Raw genomic sequence first — 21290 nt, 5'->3', positions numbered from 1 at the left:
CCCAGCGAACCCTGCCTGTGGCCGCTCTCTCGCAATGCCACTGAGGCAGCTCGTCAGCCTCGTTGTGGCCGATGCTCAAACGGATGTGGCCGTGGATCGCATCATCCGGCGCAATGGTGTTGGCGTCGCTGTCGCTCAGTGGCTGTGACGTCGTGGTTGATACTGACGGCTCACCAGTGCCACGCCGAGCAGAAACAGCAGTCCGCCCACTGGGTAGCCGGTCAACAGGTCCTGCAAGCCAGTGGTCGGGAGGAAATGCAGGTTGCCGAGGTGCACGACCATGTGGACAAGCACCACCACTACGCCGATTCCCATCAGGGCGAAACCAGCGATCCGCCAAAGCAACCTCCGCCGGTACCCCGGCCTGTAGCTCACCTTCTGCGGCTGGCGGAGCCGTGATGCGGCCTTCTTCGGCACGGGCCCGGATCCTCTCGTGACGGCTTCCCGCAGGACATACTATCACTAATAGTATGTCGCGGGAATCCAAGGCGTGTGGAGGCGTAGACGGTTGCGAGACGGCTGTAACGGGCCAGTGCGCTCGCCCGACTAGTCCTATTGGTAATAGTAGTTACGGCGGCTTAGAGCATCGACCGTGCAGGCACCGGGCCTGTTCGAGGCGGCGCGGCGGACGTGCTACGCGGATCACGATGGAGGCAGGTGTGCCCATCCCCGGCGGGAGACGCCTCGGTTTGGCCAACCGCGCGGCACGCTCGGCCGCAGTCGCAAGTCAATACCAGGATGCGGCCGAGGCCGCGGGATACGTCGCCGCGCACGACGGCTGGGGGCCAACTGCGCGGTACTTCCACTCTCGGCTGCACGTCGTGCAGGAACTCCTGAAAGACTGCCCTGGCGGTGACCTCCTCGATGCCGGATGTGGTCCGGGCATGCTGGTACGCCGACTGCTCGACACGCGCGCAGAGAAGTTCCACATTACGGCGTGCGACAGGTCCCCCGCCATGATCGAGGCCGTCGTCGACAGGACGTTTGATGCAACCAATGTCGAACTGGTGGTGGCGTCTATCGAGGACATGCCTTTCGGCGACGCAAGCTTCGACGTGGTCGTCGCCATGGGCGTGCTGGAGTACACGGACCTGCCGCGCGCTTTGCGAGAGCTGTCCCGCGTCGTCCGCCCGGGTGGACTCATGCTGGTTACCATGCTTAATCCGGCCAGCCCGTATCGGCTCTTCGAATGGGGTGTCTACTGGCCGGCACTCCGGCTTCTCGGTCGCCTTGAGCGGCGACTGGGTGTACCGGCTGCGAACCGCCACGGCGCGCGAGTTTCCGGCATTCGCGCGGTCGGTGCGAAAACGTTGCGGCGAATGCTGCATCAGGTTGGAATGCAGCCGGAGGACGTCGTCTACTACGACCTCACGCCCCTCGTGCCACCACTCGACAGGCTGGCCCGGCGGTGGGCACGGCAATGGCGCGACCATCCGGAGAGGACGGCGAGTCGTGGAACCCGCCGGTGGATGGGAACCGGCTATCTAGTGGCCGCTCGGCGTCCTCTCGTGTGAGCGACGGCCATCATCAAGGGCATGGTGACAATTCGAAGGCTTTGCCCACCTCGGCTTCTTCCGTGCACGGCCGCCGTAGCCTCGCCACCGGGCGGTCAACCTTGCTGCACTAGCGTTCTGCGGCACTCGCGTCCACCAGTGTCGAAACGTAAAGCGGTGTCGCCGACGATGTAGCACGTCCGCCGTCGTTAGTTTCCGAGACCGCCATTCACGGCACGATCTCGCGGTGGGTACCCGGCTGGCCGACGGTGAGGAGTGACGGTGACGGTTTTCGGGAGCCACGTGCCCCTTTCTGTCTGGACGCTGGCAGTTCTGGTCGTTGGCACGCTCGTCAGCGTGCTACTCGCCCGGCAACTGGCTCGGCGCACCAACTGGTCCTTTAGGGCCACCTTGGTGACACTCTTGCTGTTCACTGCGGCACTGGCAGTCACCCTCACGCCTGGCGCCGAGCAGCATCGAAACGGTGTGCTGGCCTGCCTGCCGGATGATTTCACGGATTTGACCCGCGAAATCCTGCATTCTGGGGGTGGTGTTGCCGGTGACCTGCTCAACCTCGTCCTGCTTCTTCCTCTCGCGGGGGCGATCGTCGTAACGACTCGCCGGGTCCTGCCCGGCGTGGCACTCGCACTTCTGTTGCCATTGGTCATCGAGGCGGCGCAGACGCAGCTCGCAGGTAGGTATTGCAGCCTGTCCGACCTGGTCGCCAATATCAGCGGTGCGCTGCTCGGTGTGGCGTTCGGCAGTTTTGTGCTCCGGCGCGTCGGCGACCGAGGGGGCTGGTAGTAGCTCGGACCGGCCACGCTCCGACGTGCCCTTGCACCATCGACCACCGGTCAGCGGTAGTCCCATGGGCCGCGTGACGAAGCGGGCCGCGCCGTGCTGGTGCTTCGAGCTACCGACACCGTGAGAACCGACTGCGAGTCTGCCGGGTCGATCCACAGCGGTCGTGATGGGCGGGGAGAGGCGGTGGGCGTGGCCTCAAAGCTGACCCCACAAACCTACTATGCAGGATAGTGATAACGTTCGCGCAACGAAGCAGGCCCGCTTCGGCAACCCGACCCCGACCCGAAGAGGCAACGCGTGCCCCGACATCGCATGCCCCGGCCAGCCGGCCATGAGCACAACTTGATACCCGTCCCTCCAGGCAGCCGCACCGTGCCAACGCGGCGCTCAGCGGCGACGACCCGCCGCGGGCCCACCCCGAACCTGCGGGCGGCAACGGTCCTCCTGAGTGTCGCCGCTGGGGCTGGAAGTGCGGCGCTCCAGCTCCTGGCCGGGTCGCCGCCAACCCAGCACGAACCTCGCGTCAACCTTCTCGCTGACGTCAACAGCGAGGTCAGCACAGCCGCCACCGCCACAGGCATCGGGGGCCCCACGGCAGGCTCCGGGCCACTGGTACTTTCTGCTCCCAGTCGGTCTGCTCGTGACGAGGTCAGGCTGCTGGACAGGGCGGAGCAGGCCAGAAAGGACCGCATCGCCCGCGAGGAGGCGGAACGGCAACGGCGCGCGCGGGAGGCTGCGGAGGAGGAGGCGCGGCATCGGGTAGTCGCGCCAGTTCAAGGCACGATTACGTCAAACTACGGGCCGCGTTGGGGCACCACCCACTACGGCCTGGACATCGCGAACGTGACCGGCACGCCGATCGTCGCGCCGATGCGGGGGGTAGTGCTCGATGCCGGTCCCGCCAGCGGTTTCGGGCTGTGGGTGCGCATCCAGCACGAGGACGGCACCATCACTGTCTACGGCCACATCAACTCCTACGCGGTAAGTGTAGGGCAGCAAGTCGAGGCCGGTGAGGTGATCGCCGAGGTCGGGAACACGGGCAACTCCACCGGTCCGCACCTGCACTTCGAGGTCTGGGACCCGTCCAGTCGGAAGATCGACCCGCTCGCCTGGCTGCAAGAAGGCGGAGCGAACATCGGCTAGCCAGACACGCCCTCCGTCGCTGCCTCACTGGGTGATGTCACATATTGCTCTCGGGTTTGGCCAAAATACCCCTACGAGGTATTTTACCGCTCCGCTGATGGACCGCTCTGGTGCGATTGTCCTGTCGTCGCGTGGTTTGTGGTCGACGCCGCGCTGAGACTGCCGGTGCAGCAGAATGAGGCGTCCCAGATTGTCGCTCGGCGCGCCGTTTACGTGCCCGCAGGTGCTGGTGAACGGTCCGCCGGTGAGTATCTCGCGGGCGCGGGGCTCATCACCGTCGGCGCGGCGCTGATTGGTGGGCGGTTGCCGGAGTCCGACGTCGCCAGGCAGTCCCCGACCAGGTACTATGATGGATCGTAGATCGTGGACGACGGCATGGAGCGAGGCCTGGTGCGGATGGGATTGCTGCGGATTCCGCCTGAGCCTGCCTCGGCGCAAGGCTGGGTGCTCGCGCACTTCGGTGTCGTGGTGGCCGGGGTGATCAGCGGCTCTGGCCTGATCACATCGAGGCCAACATGACTCGAGCGAACTTCCTGAACCAGCAAGCCGCCGCCGAGCCGGCCACCGCGCCGGTCCGAGCCTGGCGATGGCGGCGAGGGATTCTCGCGGCTACGCTCAGCGCGGCAGTTGTCGGCGTGCCCACTGATGTCATCGACACGCTGTGGTTCACCCGGATGACTCCCGTCCGCTGGTGGGAGTATCCGGTGCTGACTCTGACGGCCGTACTGACCGGCCTGTGGTTCGCGATCGTCCGCGAGGCGATCGATGAGCGTGGGCGAAGCGGTGTGCTCGGCTCCTCGCTGCTGTCGGCCTTCGCAGTCGGCTGCCCTCTTTGTAACAAGATCGTCTTGGGCATGCTCGGCGTGTCCGGTGCGTTGGGCGTGTGGGCGCCGATCCAGCCTGCCTTGGCCGGTATGTCCGTCGCCGCGCTCGGTGCGGCTGTACTGGTGCGCTGGCGTCGGCGGGCCTGCACGCCCGCAGGCTGCACGGCTGATGCGCGTGTGTTACAGCAACCCCATCAGTGAGGCGCTCACACCTCCGAACTCGGTGGAACAGGACCACGGGTCCGAGCGGAACCGTCGGCAGCTCTCCGGCGAGCAGGTCAAGTGGCTGCGACCGTCACGTCGTCGGCTGCCGACGGCGTGCCGCAAATACGTCTCTGACAGTGGGGGATCGACAGGTGTCTCGGCCAAGTCGAGGACTCCCGTGGTGACGCCTACCGGATCGGACATGGCGTGCGGCGTACCGGACCAAGGGGCCGTCATCGGAAGTCCGGCCACCCTGCCACACTCGCGACTGCGTGCGTGAGGTGTAGCCGTCCATTTGGTGTGTGCCCGGCCCGAAGGGTGAGATTGACCGCGTGTCTGAAGTGTTCGCGGTCTATACGCAGGACCGTCTACAGCGAATGTCTCCGCGCCGTATCGGGAAGCTTAGCTGGCGGACGACAAGTGCCCCATACGCGACCGCCGCTGTCGAACAAAGCTCGGTCGGAGGCGCCCGGCAGCGTCACCGCGTCGCCGATTGACCGCACCATCCCGACCGCGGGATCAACGATTGGGCGGAACCTGGCCGAGGGGCCGTGCGGCCGGTTGTTCCCGTGTCGGCGTGCGACCACGACGCCCTCGGCGCAGTGCAGGAACCCAATCGTGCGTACCGACAGCGTCGGTCATCGGCTACCCGCGTCAGAGCGGCAATACTAAATCAGATAGTAACGGCGCGCAATCCGCCGAAAGAGGCCCGATCTCGGCCTTGCTGTTGCGCTCGAGTTGCGCCTCCGTACCCCTTCCGTTCGCCCATTGACGACATACCCAACGGGGGCATAGTGTTCACTCGCTCGAGTGACGTAGTTAGCCATTACCACAACTCGCCACTGACAAGGTCAGATCCGTGGGCGGTCGTCGACACCGACACCAAACCTGACCTGACCACGGCGAAGGCCGGCTCGTCGTTGCCGCGGGCCGCTTCGTCCAGCGGCTTTCACCCGCAGATGGAGGCGTTATGGGAATGTCACATATCCGGCGGCCGTTCAAGGTTGCGTTCTCGCTAGTTGCCGTCGTTGTCAGTGGAGTGCTCGTGGCTTGCTCCAGCGGGAGTTCCGGTGACGTCCTGCAGCAGGTGCGCGACAACGGCACCTTGCGCGTGGCGCTTACGCAGGCGAATCCACCGTGGAACTTCCTCGACGCCTCGGGGCAGCCAGTCGGTTACGACGTCGACGTGGCACGTGAGGTGGCCCGGCGGATCGGTGTTGACAACGTCGAGTTCGTCGCGTCGAACTTCCAGAGCTTCATCGAGGGCGTTCGGGCGGGGCGGTTTGACATCGTCATCTCCGGCCAGACGGTGACCGACGAACGGAAACAGCAGGTCGACTTTTCGACTCCCTACCAGGTCAACGGTGTCTCGATCTTCACCGCGTCGTCCACGAACTCAATCGACTCGCTCGAAGATCTACGAGGAAAGGTCATCGCCGTGTCCGCCGGAACCACACAAGAGAAGTTCGCCAGCGAGGAAGTCCCTGATGCGCAGGTCAAGACGTACCAGAATGCAACGCTGGGCCTGACCGACCTGGGGCGCGGCAACGCAGACGCCATGCTGGTTTCCCGGTTCCAGGGTAGCTACCTGGCTAAGCAGAACGGCCTCCACGTCAAGCCAGTCGGTCCCCTGCTGGAGAGCGAGGTCAACGCCATGTCCTTCCGGAAGGGCTCGGCCGAGTTCAAGAAGGAGATCGACAAAGCAATTGCCGAAATGATTGAGGACGGGTCCCTGACAAAGATCTCCCGCAAGTGGCTGGGTGGCCTGGACATGGTGGAAGAGCTCAAGGAACTGCAGCCGGAACAGAGCTAGGAGCAATCGATGGACATGCTGGTTGACTCGTTCCCCATGCTCCTCCGGGGCCTGGGTATCACCCTGCTGCTCGGCGTAGTGTCCTTTGTACTGGGTTCTGCTCTCGGCGCCTTGGTCGCCCTGGCGCGTATTTCCGCATTCCGCGTCCTCAGGGGTTCTGCGATCATGTATGTCTCGATCTTTCGGGGAACCCCGCTGCTCATTCAGATCATGATCATCTACTTTGGTCTGCCGCAGCTTGGCGTACAGCTGGAACCAATTCCGTCGGCGATCCTTGCGTTGAGTCTGTTTGCCGGAGCCTACCTCAGTGAGAACTTCAGAGGCGGCATTCTCGGTGTGGACAAAGGGCAGTGGGAAGCCGCCTCGTCCATCGGTATGCCGTACTGGCGCACGTTCCGCAGGATCATCTTCCCGCAGGCGATCAGGATCGCCACCCCGGCCGTTGGCGGCCGGTTCATCGCGCTGATGAAGGACACCTCGCTAGCGTCAGTGGTTACCGTTGTCGAACTGACTCGCGTCGCGGAGAGCATCGGCAACGCGAACTTCCGGTACATGGAGGCGTTCCTGATGATCGGTGCCATGTACTGGCTTATCAACACGCTGTTGTCGGTCGGGCAGGGGATGCTCGAACGGCGACTGGGAAAGGCGTACGCATGACAAAGCCCCCGATCGAACTCACCGGCATCCACAAAGCCTTCGGCGAACTTGAGGTCCTGCGCGGCGTCGATCTCTCGGTCGAGCGAGGTGAGGTCGTCGTACTCATGGGACCATCCGGTTCTGGAAAGACCACTCTCGTGCGATGCATGAACCTGCTCGAGGAACCCGACTCCGGACACGTGCGCATCTGTGACTGCGCGTTCTCCTGCGGCGCTAGCCGTGACGGACGCGGCCGGGCACGGCTGATGCAGCGAGCACGGCAGCAAACCGGCATGGTTTTCCAGCAGTTCAACCTCTTCCCCCATATGACCGCACTGGGCAACGTGATCGAAGGCCCCCGACAGGTGCGGAAGCTACCGACCGCCGAAGCGATCGCACTCGGGGAGCGCCTGTTGGACCGAGTTGGACTGGCCGACAAGCGCGATGTCCATCCGTCTCGACTGTCCGGGGGGCAGAAGCAGCGGGTGGCGATCGCGCGTGCGCTGGCTATGGAGCCGGAGGTCGTGCTCTTCGACGAACCGACTTCCGCCCTCGACCCAGAGTTGCACGCCGAGGTGCTGGAGGTTATCCAGGAGCTTGCTGGCGATGGCATGACAATGGTGATCGTTACCCACGAGACACACTTCGCGCGGGAGGTAGCTGACCGGATCGTATTCATGGACGGTGGAGTGGTCGTCGAGGACGCAACGGCCGAAGCGTTCTTTACGCGTCCGTCGAAGGAGCGGGTGCGCACGTTCCTCAGGCTCGTCGATCACTCCGGCGCGGTGGTCGACGCTCCGGCACCGCGTGTGGGGGAGGAGGCGGTATGACGGCGCTGGCGATCGATGCCTTTGATGTGGAGACTGCGCGGCGAGAGACACCAGGTTGCAGCAACGTCGTGCACTTCAACAACGCGGGTGCCTCACTGATGCCCGCGTCTGTGCTGGACAGTACCGTCTCGCATTTGAGGCTGGAGGCGCGTATCGGGGGCTACGAGGCGGCCGCGGAGGCCGCCGCGACCATCGATGCGGCCTATGCCTCTGCGGCATGTCTCCTCGGCTGCGAGCCCAGCGAGATCGCTGTGCTCGACAGCGCCACTCGTGCCTGGGATATGGCGTTCTACTCGATTCCGTTCAGGGCCGGCGATCGGATCCTGACCAGCGAGGCCGAGTACGGCAGCAACTTCATCGCATACCTCCAGCTTGCCGCCCGCTACGATCTCAAGGTCGAGGTGGTCGCCAACGACGAATCCGGGCAGATCTCCGTGCCACGGTTGCGTGAGCTGATTGACGAGCGGGTACGGCTGATCTCGTTGACCCACGTGCCGACCAACTGCGGCCTTGTCAATCCAGCCGCCGAAGTCGGCAAAGTCGCGCGGGAGGCCGGTGTGCTCTATCTGCTTGATGCGTGTCAGTCCGCAGGGCAGATGCCGCTCGATGTCGGTGAGATCGGCTGCGACCTGCTATCACTGACGGGACGCAAGTACCTTCGCGGCCCACGAGGCACCGGCTTACTCTACGTCCGCCAGGACCTGCTCGATCAACTCTCGCCACCGATGCTGGACCTGCATGCGGCCACCTGGACAGCCCGAGATGAGTACCGCATGCGGCCGGACGCCCGCCGGTTCGAGTCGTGGGAGTGCAACTATGCGGCCAAGATCGGGCTGGGAACAGCCATTGATTACGCCCTTGGCTGGGGCTTGGACCGCATCCGCGAGCGGGTGTACATGTTGGCCGACGAACTGCGTGCACGGCTGGAGGAGTTGCCCGGAGTAAAGCTCCGCGACGTGGGTGCCGAACGTTGCGGGATCGTGGCCTTCACCGTGGACGGCGTCGCCCCGGCCGATGTCAAGCAACGCCTCGCCACCCGAGGGATCAATGTCAGCGTGTCGCGCGCTCCCTCGACGAGGGTGGACATGGAGAACAGAGGACTCGATGAGCTGGTACGCGCCTCGGTGCACTACTACAACACCCAACGAGAGATCAGGTCCCTGTGCGATGCCGTGAGAAGGGCAACATCGATGGGGTGACCCAGTAGCTGTCGAGCGGATCAGTCGACGCGCTGCCAAGCTCCCGGGCATGTGCTCGGGCGGGCCGGGATCACCCGGCAGCATCGAGGAGAGGGTTACTCGGCCGGCTAGTGTCCAGACCAAGTTACTATCTGTAATAGTAGTAGTGGTGCTAGAAGGGCTGGGCGGGTGGCTGTGGAGGTTGATTCGCAGGGAGTGAGTCGGCCCGCACGCACATCGCGGTGGCGCTTCTCCGCTCGCGTGGTGGGGACTGCACCTTGGCTTCGCCTTGGTGCGGCTGCAGGCGGCGGCATTGTCCTCTTTGTCGCCTCACCACCCCGACCGCTGTGGTGGCTCGCGCCGGTTGCGTTCGCGTTGTTGGTGCTGGCCGTCTCCGGTCGCCCCGTGCGGCATGCATTCGGCGCTGGTGTGGCGTTCGGCGTCACGTACCTTTTGCCGCTACTGCAGTGGCTGGATGATTTCTTGGGGGTTGCCTTCGGCGTCTGGCCATGGTTGGGCCTGGTGGGGTTGGAAGCGTTGTTCTTCGGCCTGATGGGAGCAGGCATGGCGAAGGTCAGCCGACTGCCCATGGCCCCTGTGTGGATGGCCGCGGTCGTCGTGGCTGCGGAGGCGGTGCGCTCACGAGTTCCGTACGGCGGATTCCCGTGGGGGCGCGTCGCATTCACTCAGCCTGAGGGGATCTTCCTGCCACTCGCGGTAGTGGGTGGAGCGGTTCTGGTGGGCTTCGCCGTGGCGCTCGCTGGCTGCGGACTCGGCGTCGTGGCGCTGCGAATCCGGCAAACACCGCGCCGGTCGATTGCGCCAGGCCTGATCGGTGTGTTACCGGTGCTGGCCGGTTGGCTGGCGGCGTCGTTGATCGAGACCGGGGCGGAGGACGGGACCATGAATGTCGCCGTGGTTCAGGGAAACGCGCCCGACAGCGGCCTCGCGCTCCTGGGCCGGAGTGCGACGGTGCGGGCCAATCATATCGCTCAGGCTAACCAACTTGTCGATGATGTCCGTGCCGGCCGAGGTCCTTCACCCGACCTCGTGATCCTGCCCGAGTCGTCGAACGTGTTTGCGCCCGGACGCGGCGACCCGGACCTTGACCGCATCGCACGTGAGCTTGGTGTGCCGGTTGCGGTGGGTGGCACCGCCTACAGCGTGGACGGTCGTGTCAGTAATCGGATAATCCTGTGGAGCCCTGGACGTGGCGCTACCAAAGAGTACGCCAAGCAGCAGTTGGTGCCGTTCTCGGAGTTCGTCCCGCTCCGGGCTGTCGCCGCCGCGGTGACCCCGTTCAGCGACGATCCGGCGGGCGACATGGTGCCCGGTGATCGACCAGGCGTCCTCGACGTGGGATCGGCTCGAGCGGGGTTCGCCATCTGTTACGAGGTTGCCTACGACTACGTGCTCACCGATGCGACCCGGGCGGGAGCTCAGCTGTTGGTCGTGCCCACGAACAACGCGTGGTTCGGGCGCACCGAGATGACCTTTCAGCAGCTGGCGATGGCGAGGCTACGAGCGGTGGAGCACGGCCGTGCCGTCATCGTCGCGTCGACCAGCGGAGTCAGCGCGATCGTACGACCCGACGGCAGCGTAGTCCGCCGCACCGGACAGTTCACCTCGGAGTCGATGGTCGAACAGGTACCGCTGCGGTCGACTACCACGGTGGCGACCAGACTCGGCAGCACTACCGAATGGGCGATCGTGAGCCTCGCGCTCGTGGCACTGATGGCGGCGGCGTTGCGGCGCCAGCCGGTCACCAGCCATTCGCAGGGCAAGCAACTATGGTGACGCCGAGAAGCAGCGCAGCGCTGGTGAGAAATGGCAATGCGGTGGCCGCCATTCCAGCGATGCCGCAGGAGAGGGCTGCGCGAAAGCCACCAGCGGGCTGGGCGGCGTGCTGCAAGCGGGCGAGTCGCAACGTCACAGCGTCCCGTGCCATCGCCAGCGCGACTTCGGGTGTTCCCGGACCCGCGACGCCCAGCAAGGCCGAGCGGACGGCCGACGCTCCGCAGGTGCGGACCGCCGAGACGTCGGCGGCCAGCTCCACAAGCTCACGCAGGGCAGTGTCGGCCTGCTGGAACAGCGGCACGAACGGCATGGTCCGACGCAGGATGCCTGCGATCAGGATCAGCAGATGGTGGCGGCCGCGAAGGTGAGCCCGTTCGTGCGCCAGCACGGCCGCGACGCCTTCAGGCGAAAGATGTCGCCGCAGTCCTTCCGTGGCGACTATGACGCCGGGGCGGTTGCCAAGACTGAACGCCAACGGGCGATCGTGCGCCAGCCACAGCGTCTTCGGGGAGTGGTCGTCGGTGCGGGCAACCAGGCGGAGCACCGCCAGCCGCTCGTGGCTCGCCCGTCGCCACTGGAGGAACTCCCGGACGGCGACGATGGCGAAACGTGCGATCAAGCCCGCGAGTATCGCGGCGCTGAGCACGCCGATGATCTCTTCGAGTTTGGGTGGTGAGCCGTGCTGCAGCGCGGTCCAGCACTGGCTCAGTGCCCAGGTCAGCGGGCTGGGCGCTGCGTGATCCGGTGCCAGGAGCAGCACGACACCCGTGATCCCGGCGAGGGCCACCCCGGACATGGCCAGCAGCCACGCGGCGATCAAGGGCCTGGGATCGCGGCGGCGGAGGTCCGCGCGAAGCAGTTGACGCGGAACGAACCACCCCGCGGCAAGTGCTCCCAGGAGCAGCGATACGGCCACGATCATTGACGGTTAGCCTTATCGGCCAGCGCGGCGCGCAGGATCTCCGTCTCTCGCTCCGATGCTGAGTTGGCGAAATGTAGGAGCGCAGCTCGTGGGTTACCAGAGGCATCCAGCGCCTCGCGCAACGCTCGAACTGCGGCCTCTTCACGGGTGAACGCCGGGCGGTAGCGGTAGGCCTTGCCATCCCGCTCGCGCTCGGCCCATCCCTTACGATGGAGATTGTCCAGCACCGTCATGACAGTGGTGTAGGCGAGTTTTCTGTTTGCGCTGAGGGTCTCGAGCACCTCGCGAACCTTCACTGGCGCGTGGGCGCGCCAGAGCACGTCCATCACAGCGCCTTCCAGATCGCCTAGCCCGAACATCTACCTCACCGCCGTGTGCCGTAAGCTCCCTATTCGCCATAGTAGGTTGATCCGGTTGCCAGACCAAGTCACTACTAGGTGATATAGTACCTTTGAGGTTCGGGTGATTGATTCCACGCCTCACCGTCGGCGGCCTTCCTAGCCTGTGCTGCCCGGCGGACGGGGTGCGGGGAACTGGACGCTTTCTCCGCACCCCACTCATCTGCCCAGGCGCGTGGAGGCTGTCGACCTCCATTCTGTTCGTATGCGAGCGCTCGGCCCGGTCAGTCGCCAGGCTGAAGTCGAGTCGATTCCTGAATGACGAGCCAACGGCCATCCGGCTGCCGCGCGAGAACGACAAACGTCGCTCGCCGGTCGATCTTGGGAGCCGAACGGCCGGTCGATACCGACCAGCGAGCCTCGTAGGCGATTCGCTGTCTTGCCTGATCCGAACCAACCATCTGGAGTTGCTCAACCGTGGCGGTGGTTGTCTGACCCGCAGGCGGTGGATCGACGACGACCAGACCACGTGGGTTGGCCGGGTTGTCCGGTGCAAGGTAGGGGAGTACGCGGCGGTTGGTTTTACCCCGGTCGGTGTCGCGCAAGGTGTGCGCGGCCACAAGGTACGCGCGGGCGACCGCAGTCGGACGACCGAAGTCAATCCCGGACGGATCCCTGCTGCCGGGCGCTCCCGGGCGTTCGGGCGGCAGGGAGGCAGCTGACCTCGCTTGCGGGCCGATCGGTTCGGTCGTTGGCGCTGCCGAGGATTTGATGGTTTCCTCGGGCGGTGCATCGGCATCCGACGCCACCAGCCAAACCAAGCCGACCGCTCCTGCCAACGCAGCCGCCGTGGCGATCCTTCGCGCATCCCATACCACGGCTATTCCCTGAAACTGACGTGGATGTGGTCGTAGTGACCGCCAGTTGGATCGGCCACGTTATAGACGCCACCGCCGGTGTATCGCTCGCCCCAGCCCTCCTGATCGCTGGTGGTCGGATCCCAGTATCGCCCCTGCCAGATGACGTACTTGACGCGCAGGGCTTCCGCATTGACGCGGAGCCAGGCCGCCATCCGCCAGCCCGCTCTCAGCGATTCGCCGGTGGGGAAGATGCCCGCCCGATCCGGGAAGATGTCGCAGCCCTTGCCCTGGGGGTGATCGCTGGTCGGATTCCACGGGCGAGGAGCAAAGCACCCTGCCGACCGGACCTCTGAATCGAAAACACGTTTCACCTCGCCGATCCCATTCGCGGTCGCGGCCGTGACACAGCCGTCTGTCGTGGGGTCAGGAACGGTGCATCCTGTTGGCCCACCGGTGTACGCGTTCGCGGATGTGAGTTGACCGATGTCGATGCCCGAGGGCAGCTTCCCGGAGGGACCAGGTTCGCTTGAAGTTGCCGACCAGTCGCGTTCGTAGCGGCGAATGTTGTCGAGGTACCGACGGACTAGCGACGCACACTGCGCGCCACAGCCGGCTTCACCGGCCTGCGGTATCCCGGTACGACTTCCGACGACCCGGCTGCACCCCGCGATGTGGCAGATGCTTACGGCGTCCATCGGGTCGACAGACTTGCCGGTCTCCTTCAGGTGCGGCGTGATCGCCCTCAGGTTGCCGCAGAGAAAGTCGATCCCGAGTGTCAAATGGGTGCTGGGATCGCTGATATCGGCAGTCGGAGGGGGTGGCGTGCTGGTCCACGGCCGGCCACCCAAGGAGACCCAGTTGGCTTGGTTGATCTGAAGCAATCCCGCCGCGCCACCGTTGACGTCCTCGCTCCACGCTGCCGGGTCCCACCCAGACTCTGCTTGGACCTCGGCCAGAACTCGGAGCACGCTCAGCTCAGGACACGTTTCGCTGATCCGTGTGGTCACCAGCGGCAGCATGCTTTGTGCCAACGGCGGCAACTTGGCCGTTGCCACCCCGGCCCGCACGGGTGTCAGTTCTTCGCCGGCCGATCGGACAGCGCTGATCACCGCGACGAAGACGATCGGGACCATCATCACAGCCGCGCCGAGCAGGCCGACAAGCAGCACGACATGCCGCGCGCGCATCGACCCTCCCGTACCGCTCGCGGGTGGCGTACCCGGCATGTGCAGACTGCCTGCGGCGGCCCTACGGGCGGAGCGCCCGCCTGGAGCCCGGGCTGCCGCGCGGTGTTCGACTGGATACTAGATGTAGTAGTAGGTGGGAGGCAACCGTCCCAACGTGCGGCACGGAATCACTCGGTTCGGTCTGTCGTATTGGCGTCAGTGGGGATCGAGCACCCGCGGCTCGCCGGATCTCGCATGATGGCGACCCCGATCGTATCCGTCGCCGGCCCGCAATGTTGGTCTTTACCGTCAACGCCACCTCGGCCGCGCACCGCTGTCCGCACCGGAGCGGAGTCAGCGCGCTATAACCGGGCAGATCCGTACGTCTCGCTCGGGAACGGCATGAGCGGGTGTCGTGACCCGGCGCGCGGCGGTGAGGCTCGCACGGAAGGGCCTGCAGTTCGGTGATCGCTCTTTCGACCTCAGCGAGGCGCGTGTCGAGCATGATTCCTACCTGCGGGCACGGGGCTGCGCCGTCGCGGCGCAGGGTGAGGATGGTTCGGAGCTCATCGAGGGACAGATCCAGTGCAGGAGCGCGGCGGATGAAGGTGAGCGTGTCGACCTCGGCTTGGTCGTACAGGCGGTAACCGGCCGGGGTCCGCGGGACCGGCGGCAGCAGGCCGCGGTCCTCGTAGCGCCGCACTGCCTTGCGGGTCAGTCCGGTCGCCGCGGCGATCTGACAGACGGTCATCGTCCTGGTCATTCCACCTCTGGCTTGATCTTCCCCCGGGAGAACGTTCTAGCTTCTCCCAGCGTTTGCCGTGGAAGTGGACGGAGGCGCTGGCCGAGTGAGCCGCAATGAGGGGTTTCGTCAGGCGCTCTCCCGCCCCGTCTACCGCAGGCTGTAGGTATCGCGAACCGCGTCAGCCTGGGGGTGATGCTTTCGCCACTGTGGCACTGAGCCTTTTGATTCTGGAGAGGATGAGCTCGGGGCTGGGCGTGACCGGGATCGTGGTCGCCGAAATAGTGCCGGTGCTGGCGCTCCACCCGTTAGCCGGGGTGCTGGTCGATCGTCTCTCGCCCGTGCGGATTATGGTCGTCGCCGACTTTGCGCGGACGCTGCTGGCCGTCCTGTTGCCGCTAGAATCCGGTTCCGTCCCTGGGCATCTACAGCGTCGCGTTCGCGATCTCTGCGGCTTTGTCGTTCTTCAACCCTGCAGCCGGCGCGGTCCTACCCGCTGTGGTAAGGGAGAAGGAATTAAATTGCGGCGAACTCGGGCATCTGGACCGCCGCGGTCGTCTCGCAAATCGTGCTTGCCCGGCGGCGGGGGCTGTGGTCGCGATTTTCGGCTGTGGCCCGGCTTTCTGGATCAATGCCGCGAGCTTCGCTGTCTCTGCCGCTGTCATCGCTCGCCTGTGACTACCGTGCTCGGCGGGCACAGCAGCTCGTGCGGCCTGGTGGAGTGAGGCCCGCGAGGGCTTCTACGTGTTGGCCCGTCACCGGGTGCTACGGGCTCTGGCTGTGGCGCAGGCGCTGGCCGCACTGTCGTGGGTGCGACCGGCGCCTTGCTGGTGACGCTCGTGCATCCGCGTCGGCCTGCCTGGGTCTTCGGCCCGTACCTGCTGCGTGCCGCTGTGGATCCGTGCTCGCCGCGGCGCGCATCCCAGCCGCGGCTCTGGGTCGTTTGATCGGATACGGAGTCGCCACGTCTGTCGGCGCCATTACTTCAACTCGTTGCTGCAGCCCGAGACGCCGCCCGCGATGAGGGGGCGCATTTTCGCTGCCTCGACTTGATCTGGCAGACCGGTCGCCTGGCTTCCCTCGCGGTCGGCGGCTGGCTCGCAGATGTGGCCGGTATCGCGGCTGCTTATACCGCGGGCGGGGTCCTTCTGGTCGCCGCCGCGCTCATCGGCCGCGCCGCAATGCCGCGTGGCGATGGCGGGGCCAGTGAGCACGAGGTCACCAAACGGCGTGGCGCCCGTGTTAAGGGACCTGCGTCGCGCGCTGCTGACGCCCCTGCTCCTGGTGCCTGCGCCACCCGTACGTCGTCACGCCACGGGGCTTGTAGACCGAGAGGATCAGGATGATCACGAGCACAAGCGAGCCGCCGATCGAATGCGGCAGCGTTCCGGGCAACTCCCGTGGATCGGTTCCGGCGGCCGCAGCCCTCGCTAGGGACCTCACGGTGGACGTCTCGATCAGCAAGATGGTCGTGGCAACGAGGGTGAGTAGTAGTTTGACCAGGACCCAGTAGTGGCGGAACAGGCCCCATCGAGTGCCCAGGGCGTTGACGACTCCGATGAACGTCGATGCGATGGCCACCGGGACGATGACATAGGTCACCGTGGCCCCCATGGCGAGATACGCGGCTCGCACTGTCTGTACGTCTTGGCTGGCGGTGGCCGTGATATCGAGAGCAAGGTAGGCAGCGACCGAGCCCAGCCAGCCGACCGAGGTGGCGATGTGGGTCGTGAGCACCACCTTCCGCAGGACGGGCGACAGCGTCATCTGCGGTCATCCGACGGGAGCGGGACCGCCAGGACGCCTGTCGAGGGTGTGTGCCCTGCACCGAGATGGCGGCCGGGGCCGTGATCGCCGCCGAGGCCGGTGACCAGCACGATGACGACCAGCAGGATCAGCGTGCCCGCGACGATCGCGGACACCTTGACCCAGCGGGGGACCCTGGGCGGCGTACCAGGGGGCGACACGCCCTCGCCGTCATCGCCGGTCAGGGGATCACGTGCCATGTTCGACACCGACGCCTCCTCGGTTTGGTCGATCCTTGACCATTTTACGATACACTCTGTCATTCTAGAAATACTATGTCATGAGATCGACGTTCCGTATACTGTGGGAGTGCCGGTGCCGAAGCTGTGGAACGAGACGATCGCGTCGCATCGCCACACGGTGCACGAGGCGATCTTGACTGCCACCGCCGAACTGGTGAGCGAGCACGGGTTGCTGTCGGTCACGATGTCGCAAATCGCCGAGCGGTCCGGCATCGGGCGGGCGACGCTGTACAAGTACTTCCCCGACATCGAAGCAATCCTGCGTGCCTGGCACGAACGGCAGATCGCGTGCCATCTGCACCAGTTGGGCGAACTCCGAGAGCGGGGCGGCCCTCCCGGCGAGCGTCTGCAAGTCATGCTGGAGGCCTATGCGCGCATCTCGAGCGGTCGCTTCTCGCACGATCACGCTGTTCTCGAACTCGCCGCGGTCTTGCACACGGGCGCGCACGTTGTCGAGGCGGAGCAGCAGGTCCATGACTTGTTCAAGGAGCTGCTGACCGAAGTCGCTGAGGTGGGTGGTCTGCGAGATGACGTCGCGCCGGACGAACTCGCCACCTATTGCTTGCATGCTCTCAGTGCGGCGAGGAGCCTGCATTCCGAATCTGCGGTCCGCCGGCTGGTGATGGTGACCATCGCCGGTCTACGCCCAGCACGGTGACCTCTGCGTGCCTGCCGGCGGGCGCAGCTCGATTACTGACGGTGACGACATGTTGGGCTGTCCGAGCGGAATCGTGGCGGCTGAACAGGTGGTCGGCGGCGTGTGGCGTCGAGGCCTGTGGCGTCTTTGGCCACAGTAGTAGCCGTGAGGCGGCGGCTTGGATGAGGATCACGCTATATCTGCTGCGTGATGGCGTGGCCCTGGGCAAGGAGGTACTGCGTCGGCGCGACCTGTTCCGGGAGGTGCCGCTCCAGGCGCCGCCGACGGAGGATATGGCATGGCGCTTGTTCGTCCGGACGCCGCCGGAGCGCGAGGCGCGTTGGGTGAGCTTCGTCCGCCCGATCTTCGCTGATGCTGAGGTCGAGTCGCAGGGCCGGATCTCGAGCAAGAGTTCGGGTGCTGTGCTTCTGGCTCACGTTCTTGGCCGCGTTTTCGCCATCACGTTTGGCACCGGCTTCCATGCCCTAGATCCTGGAAGGATCGAGCTTGACTTCGGTTTGCGTGTCGCCGCCAACTGCGTCGATCCAGACAAGATCACGATGGCGGATGCTCGTGGGTTGGGTAAGGGGCGCCGGAATGCCACAAGTCGTCTCCCGGTGCCCAACGAGGTAATCGCGCTCGGATTGCTCACGGACGAGGAGTGGATCCGCAAGTTCGGCGGAGATGTCAGGGTCACCGGATTTGCCAAGAGTGCCCGGGGTGCCGACTCCCTCCAGCTGAGCATCGATGACTTCGACCTCACCAAGCTCGGGCCCAAACTGCGTGAGGTTCTCGATCTGTACCAGTCCACCGCTTACCGAGAACACTTTCCCTTCCTGGACTACTTTCGGCGCGAAACGGATAAGACGCTCATCGAGCGCCTCGACCGCCTGGCAACCGATGCGGTGTGCCGACGCGATCGGGATGTCGGTTTCGCGATGCCCGACGAGTTCGACCTGCTGGCCGACGCCTACCGGCTGTCACGGCACCGGAAGCAAGCCTGGCTGACCGAGCTGCGGACGGAAGATGTCTACGGCGCGGTCGACCAAGTCAAAGGGTGGAACAGGCCTCTGACATCAGTCAAAGTGGAGCCGTTCGACCTGTCCGAACATGTCGTGGGGGACCGTAAACCCCTCCGCTCCTACGCTGTGGGCAGCGTCCCGTATCAGATTGGTGGCGAGACCCGTCACTACACTCTCACCGCGGGTGCATGGTTTCGGATCGATCAGGAGTACGTGGAGCTCGTCGATCGTTACTTGCACGACTCCGTTTGAGCTGTGGCCGGAAGAACGCCCCATGCCGGGGTGGGACGATTCCTACCTCAAGGCCCATGTGGAGGGTCGCTATGGCGAAGAGCGCTACAACCGGTGGGTCGCGCAGAAGTGTGGGTATATGTTGCTGGACCGCGACCTGTATCGCGGCCGCGCTGGTGAGCGGGTCGAAATCTGCGACCTGCTCACCAAGGACAAGCAACTGATCTGCGTCAAGCGCATGGACGGCTCGGACAAGATGAGCCATCTCTTCCAGCAAGGATCCGTCTCCGCCCGCATGCTCATGACGAACCACGCCTACCGTGACAAACTGATGGATAGGCTTCGTCAACTCGATCCAGGGGCCACGTTCGGCGAAGCCTCGCACTGGACGGTCGTCTTTGCCATTGCTACCAGCAAGCCGGGAGATCTCAAAGAGATCATGTACTTCTTTTCTCGGGCGGCCCTGAAAATGCATGCCGAGGCCATCAAGAGTTGCGGGTTCAGAGTAGCTCTGGCCAAGATAGACAAGCCGTCCGGTTAGTGATCAGCTCGCGACAGTTCCGGATCTGCCGTGCCGAGGTGACTCGGTTGCTCCCACTCTGACGGCCGCTGACCTGGATGTGACAAGATTACGTTTTTTCTGGTAACAGAAGCAGGGCGGGCCGATCGGGTGCTCGGGGTTAGTAGCACTGGCCGACCAATGCCTGCGTGACATGGCGCTGGCCGCTTCTGCGGTTCTATTCCTCTACATAGGACACTACAGTCATCATCCCGGCTTCGCCGTGATAGAGGTTGTGACAGTGGGTCAGCCACTGGCCGGGATTGTCGGCGTTGAAATCCACGTCGAGAGCGGTTCCGGGCAGGACGATCGCCGTGTCCTTGCGGGCTCCGCGCCCGTTCTTGCCGAGCACCTGAAAGGTGTGCCCGTGCAGGTGCATGGGGTGGAACATCTCCGATTTGTTCTCGAATCGAAGGCGTACTCGCTGGCCAGATCGAATTGGCAGGCCGTCGTTCGGATTGTAGGCCTTTCCGTTGATGGTCCAGCTGTATTTGGCGCCAGGCCCTTCAAGCACGAGCGTGTGGGTCACGTCGGGTGACTTTTCCGGAAAGGTGACCTCTTCGGTGGCCTTGAGGTCCTTTGCCGTCAGTACGGGCAGCCTTGCGAGTTGTGGAGCGGCGGCGGCGCCCGTGGCCGGATCGCCTGAGCGGCCGCTCTGGATCAGGACCTGCGCGTAGAGGTCGCGCCCTTCGGCCAACGCTAGGACCGGGACGGGGGAGTCTGGAACGGTGATGATCGCGTCGAGACGCTCACCCATCCCGAGTAGCGCGACATCGGCCTGCTGAGGCACCACGGGGAAGCCGTCAGTGTGCGTGACGGTCATGGGCACGCCGGGAACGCCCACCCGGAAGGCGGTATCTGCCGCGGCGTTGACCAGCCGCAGCCGGATGCGCTGTCCCGGCCTGGACCGGAACGTGGCCGGGGCGGTGGAGATGCGGCCGTTGGCGAGCACGTACCGGTACGTGACGTCGCCGGCGTCACCGCCGAGCAGTTCAGACTGCGGCATTCCGCCCATTCCGGGCATGCTGCCGTGGTCCATTCCGGGCATGGAGGAGCCGCTGGGCTCGGCCATCACCATGCCGTTCTTCTTCAGCTCGGCCAGAACAGCATCCGGATCTCGGCCGTCGACGCCATCCAACCAGTCGTCGAGCACGATGACCAGTTCGGTGTCGTAGTCGGAGCCGTCGGTGGGGTCTTCGACGATGAGCGGTGCGTACAGACCGCGGTCCAGCTGGGTGCCGACGTGGGGATGGAACCAGTAGGTTCCCGCGTCCGGTGCTGCGAAATCGTAGCGGAACGTGGTTCCAGCTTTGATCTCTGGCTGGGTAAGCACCGGCACGCCGTCCATGTCGTTGCGCAATGCCAGGCCGTGCCAATGAATGGATGTCGGCTGGGGCAGCTTGTTCGACAGTTCAGCACTCAGCATGTCACCGCGTTTGATCCGGATCTCCTTGCCGGGCAGGTCACCACCGTAGGTCCAAGTCCGCACCGCAACGCCACCGAGGTCAACATCGTTAACGCTAGCCTCGAGCGACACTGATGTCGACGCGCTGCTCGCGGCGCGGCGCTTGCGTTCCGCTGCGGCGACCGCCGGTGACTTCGGCCCGATCCTGGTGGGGCCGGCCGTGCCAGCGTTTCCGGGCGTGCAGGCGGCCAGGCCAGCGGCGGTCGTCACGCCTGCCCCCATGATCAAGAAGTCGCGGCGGCTGATGCGGCGATGTTGTGCGGTCATGCGTCCCTCATGTGGATCGGTGATGGGCCGGTATCGATGATCGTTCCTGACGGTTACTTGCTGGGTTCGGTAGTGCCGCCCGAATCGACCGATGTGGTGAGCACCTCGGAGGGTGTCGGTGTTGCTTCGGGGTGGGGCAGCGCTTTGCCGGTAAAGGTGATGTGGCCCTCGTCGCGCATGCGTTCGATCATGTGCGGGTAGTGCAGCTCGAACGCCGGGCGCTCGGAACGGATCCGGGGCAGCTCGGTGAAGTTGTGCCTCGGCGGCGGGCAGCTGGTGGCCCACTCGAGCGAGTTGCCGTAGCCCCACGG

General features: G+C 65.0%; 23 protein-coding genes and 1 pseudogene. 13 read left to right on the top strand and 11 right to left on the bottom strand.

Annotated elements, in window-relative coordinates; translation table 11 throughout:
- Positions 1-135: 135 nt before the first annotated feature.
- A complete protein-coding gene (locus FCN18_RS36540) occupies positions 136-417 on the bottom strand; it encodes a hypothetical protein (protein ID WP_206078076.1) in 282 nt (93 codons plus the stop codon).
- Between the two features lie 242 nt (positions 418-659).
- On the opposite strand from FCN18_RS36540, the gene FCN18_RS36535 reads away from it, so the two are divergent.
- From FCN18_RS36535 to lnt, 10 genes are all read left to right on the top strand, one after another.
- Entirely contained in the window at positions 660-1514 is an 855-nt protein-coding gene (locus tag FCN18_RS36535) for a class I SAM-dependent methyltransferase (protein WP_228714318.1), read from the top strand.
- A 261-nt stretch (positions 1515-1775) separates the two neighbouring features.
- The gene (locus FCN18_RS36530; protein ID WP_158303263.1) at positions 1776-2297 is read left to right on the top strand and encodes a VanZ family protein; all 522 of its coding nucleotides are present in this window, start codon (positions 1776-1778) and stop codon (positions 2295-2297) included.
- Positions 2298-2609: 312 nt separating this feature from the next.
- Positions 2610-3440: a M23 family metallopeptidase gene (locus FCN18_RS36525; RefSeq protein ID WP_110343991.1), complete on the top strand. Its 831-nt coding sequence runs from the start codon at positions 2610-2612 to the stop codon at positions 3438-3440.
- Positions 3441-3803: 363 nt separating this feature from the next.
- Complete coding sequence (locus FCN18_RS39375) at positions 3804-3959, top strand: hypothetical protein (protein ID WP_158303262.1); 156 nt, start codon at positions 3804-3806, stop codon at positions 3957-3959.
- The gene (locus FCN18_RS36520) at positions 3956-4465 is read left to right on the top strand and encodes a hypothetical protein (protein WP_110343989.1); all 510 of its coding nucleotides are present in this window, start codon (positions 3956-3958) and stop codon (positions 4463-4465) included. The genes FCN18_RS39375 and FCN18_RS36520 overlap by 4 nt, the downstream gene beginning before the upstream one ends.
- 973 nt (positions 4466-5438) lie before the next feature.
- Positions 5439-6281: an ABC transporter substrate-binding protein gene (locus FCN18_RS36515; RefSeq protein ID WP_228714317.1), complete on the top strand. Its 843-nt coding sequence runs from the start codon at positions 5439-5441 to the stop codon at positions 6279-6281.
- Positions 6282-6290: 9 nt separating this feature from the next.
- Positions 6291-6938, top strand: a complete 648-nt coding sequence (locus FCN18_RS36510) for an amino acid ABC transporter permease (RefSeq protein WP_110343988.1) — start codon at positions 6291-6293, stop codon at positions 6936-6938.
- Positions 6935-7747 carry an amino acid ABC transporter ATP-binding protein gene (locus FCN18_RS36505; RefSeq protein ID WP_110343987.1) on the top strand — a complete coding sequence of 271 codons (813 nt, stop codon included), beginning with the start codon at positions 6935-6937 and terminating at the stop codon, positions 7745-7747. The genes FCN18_RS36510 and FCN18_RS36505 overlap by 4 nt, the downstream gene beginning before the upstream one ends.
- Positions 7744-8946: an aminotransferase class V-fold PLP-dependent enzyme gene (locus FCN18_RS36500; protein ID WP_110343986.1), complete on the top strand. Its 1203-nt coding sequence runs from the start codon at positions 7744-7746 to the stop codon at positions 8944-8946. The genes FCN18_RS36505 and FCN18_RS36500 overlap by 4 nt, the downstream gene beginning before the upstream one ends.
- Before the next feature lie 243 nt (positions 8947-9189).
- Positions 9190-10722: an apolipoprotein N-acyltransferase gene (gene lnt, locus FCN18_RS36495; protein WP_168214207.1), complete on the top strand. Its 1533-nt coding sequence runs from the start codon at positions 9190-9192 to the stop codon at positions 10720-10722.
- Here lnt and FCN18_RS36490 read toward each other — a convergent pair.
- The 8 genes from FCN18_RS36490 to FCN18_RS36455 form a co-directional block, all read right to left on the bottom strand.
- Positions 10688-11644, bottom strand: a complete 957-nt coding sequence (locus FCN18_RS36490) for a M56 family metallopeptidase (RefSeq protein ID WP_110343985.1) — start codon at positions 11642-11644, stop codon at positions 10688-10690. The genes lnt and FCN18_RS36490 overlap by 35 nt on opposite strands.
- Positions 11641-12003, bottom strand: coding sequence for a BlaI/MecI/CopY family transcriptional regulator (locus tag FCN18_RS36485; RefSeq protein ID WP_110343984.1), 363 nt, complete (start codon positions 12001-12003; stop codon positions 11641-11643). The genes FCN18_RS36490 and FCN18_RS36485 overlap by 4 nt, the downstream gene beginning before the upstream one ends.
- 263 nt (positions 12004-12266) lie before the next feature.
- Positions 12267-12860: a hypothetical protein gene (locus FCN18_RS36480; protein WP_137097307.1), complete on the bottom strand. Its 594-nt coding sequence runs from the start codon at positions 12858-12860 to the stop codon at positions 12267-12269.
- Between the two features lie 2 nt (positions 12861-12862).
- Positions 12863-14029: a transglycosylase SLT domain-containing protein gene (locus FCN18_RS36475; RefSeq protein WP_158303261.1), complete on the bottom strand. Its 1167-nt coding sequence runs from the start codon at positions 14027-14029 to the stop codon at positions 12863-12865.
- A gap of 61 nt (positions 14030-14090) precedes the next feature.
- Positions 14091-14759 carry a MerR family DNA-binding protein gene (locus FCN18_RS40965; protein WP_407675812.1) on the bottom strand — a complete coding sequence of 223 codons (669 nt, stop codon included), beginning with the start codon at positions 14757-14759 and terminating at the stop codon, positions 14091-14093.
- Between the two features lie 971 nt (positions 14760-15730).
- Positions 15731-15964 carry a hypothetical protein gene (locus FCN18_RS39370; protein ID WP_158303260.1) on the bottom strand — a complete coding sequence of 78 codons (234 nt, stop codon included), beginning with the start codon at positions 15962-15964 and terminating at the stop codon, positions 15731-15733.
- 28 nt (positions 15965-15992) lie between these two features.
- Complete coding sequence (locus FCN18_RS36460) at positions 15993-16517, bottom strand: DUF2269 domain-containing protein (protein ID WP_228714316.1); 525 nt, start codon at positions 16515-16517, stop codon at positions 15993-15995.
- On the bottom strand, positions 16514-16756 hold the full coding sequence (locus tag FCN18_RS36455) for a hypothetical protein (RefSeq protein ID WP_110343981.1): 243 nt from the start codon (positions 16754-16756) through the stop codon (positions 16514-16516). Before FCN18_RS36455 ends, FCN18_RS36460 begins: the two co-directional genes overlap by 4 nt.
- Before the next feature lie 109 nt (positions 16757-16865).
- On the opposite strand from FCN18_RS36455, the gene FCN18_RS36450 reads away from it, so the two are divergent.
- The 3 genes from FCN18_RS36450 to FCN18_RS40625 all read left to right on the top strand — a co-directional run bounded on the left by FCN18_RS36450 (position 16866) and on the right by FCN18_RS40625 (position 19229).
- Positions 16866-17456 carry a TetR/AcrR family transcriptional regulator gene (locus FCN18_RS36450; protein ID WP_228714315.1) on the top strand — a complete coding sequence of 197 codons (591 nt, stop codon included), beginning with the start codon at positions 16866-16868 and terminating at the stop codon, positions 17454-17456.
- Positions 17457-17617: 161 nt separating this feature from the next.
- Positions 17618-18709, top strand: a complete 1092-nt coding sequence (locus tag FCN18_RS36445; RefSeq protein WP_110343980.1) for a DUF6119 family protein — start codon at positions 17618-17620, stop codon at positions 18707-18709.
- Positions 18710-18731: 22 nt separating this feature from the next.
- A complete protein-coding gene (locus tag FCN18_RS40625) occupies positions 18732-19229 on the top strand; it encodes a DUF6119 family protein (protein ID WP_110343979.1) in 498 nt (165 codons plus the stop codon).
- A 196-nt stretch (positions 19230-19425) separates the two neighbouring features.
- On the opposite strand, the gene FCN18_RS36435 is transcribed toward FCN18_RS40625, so the two are convergent.
- Together FCN18_RS36435 and FCN18_RS40435 are read right to left on the bottom strand one after the other, a co-directional pair.
- Positions 19426-20979 (bottom strand): multicopper oxidase family protein, encoded by a 1554-nt coding sequence (locus FCN18_RS36435; protein ID WP_110343978.1) that lies wholly within the window; start codon positions 20977-20979, stop codon positions 19426-19428.
- A gap of 53 nt (positions 20980-21032) precedes the next feature.
- Positions 21033-21290, bottom strand: a pseudogene (locus FCN18_RS40435) (cytochrome ubiquinol oxidase subunit I); the annotation flags it as partial.

The organism is Prauserella endophytica (assembly GCF_005146945.1).
In the GTDB taxonomy this organism is placed as follows: domain Bacteria; phylum Actinomycetota; class Actinomycetes; order Mycobacteriales; family Pseudonocardiaceae; genus Prauserella_A; species Prauserella_A endophytica.
This window is presented reverse-complemented; position numbering and strand designations above follow the sequence as displayed.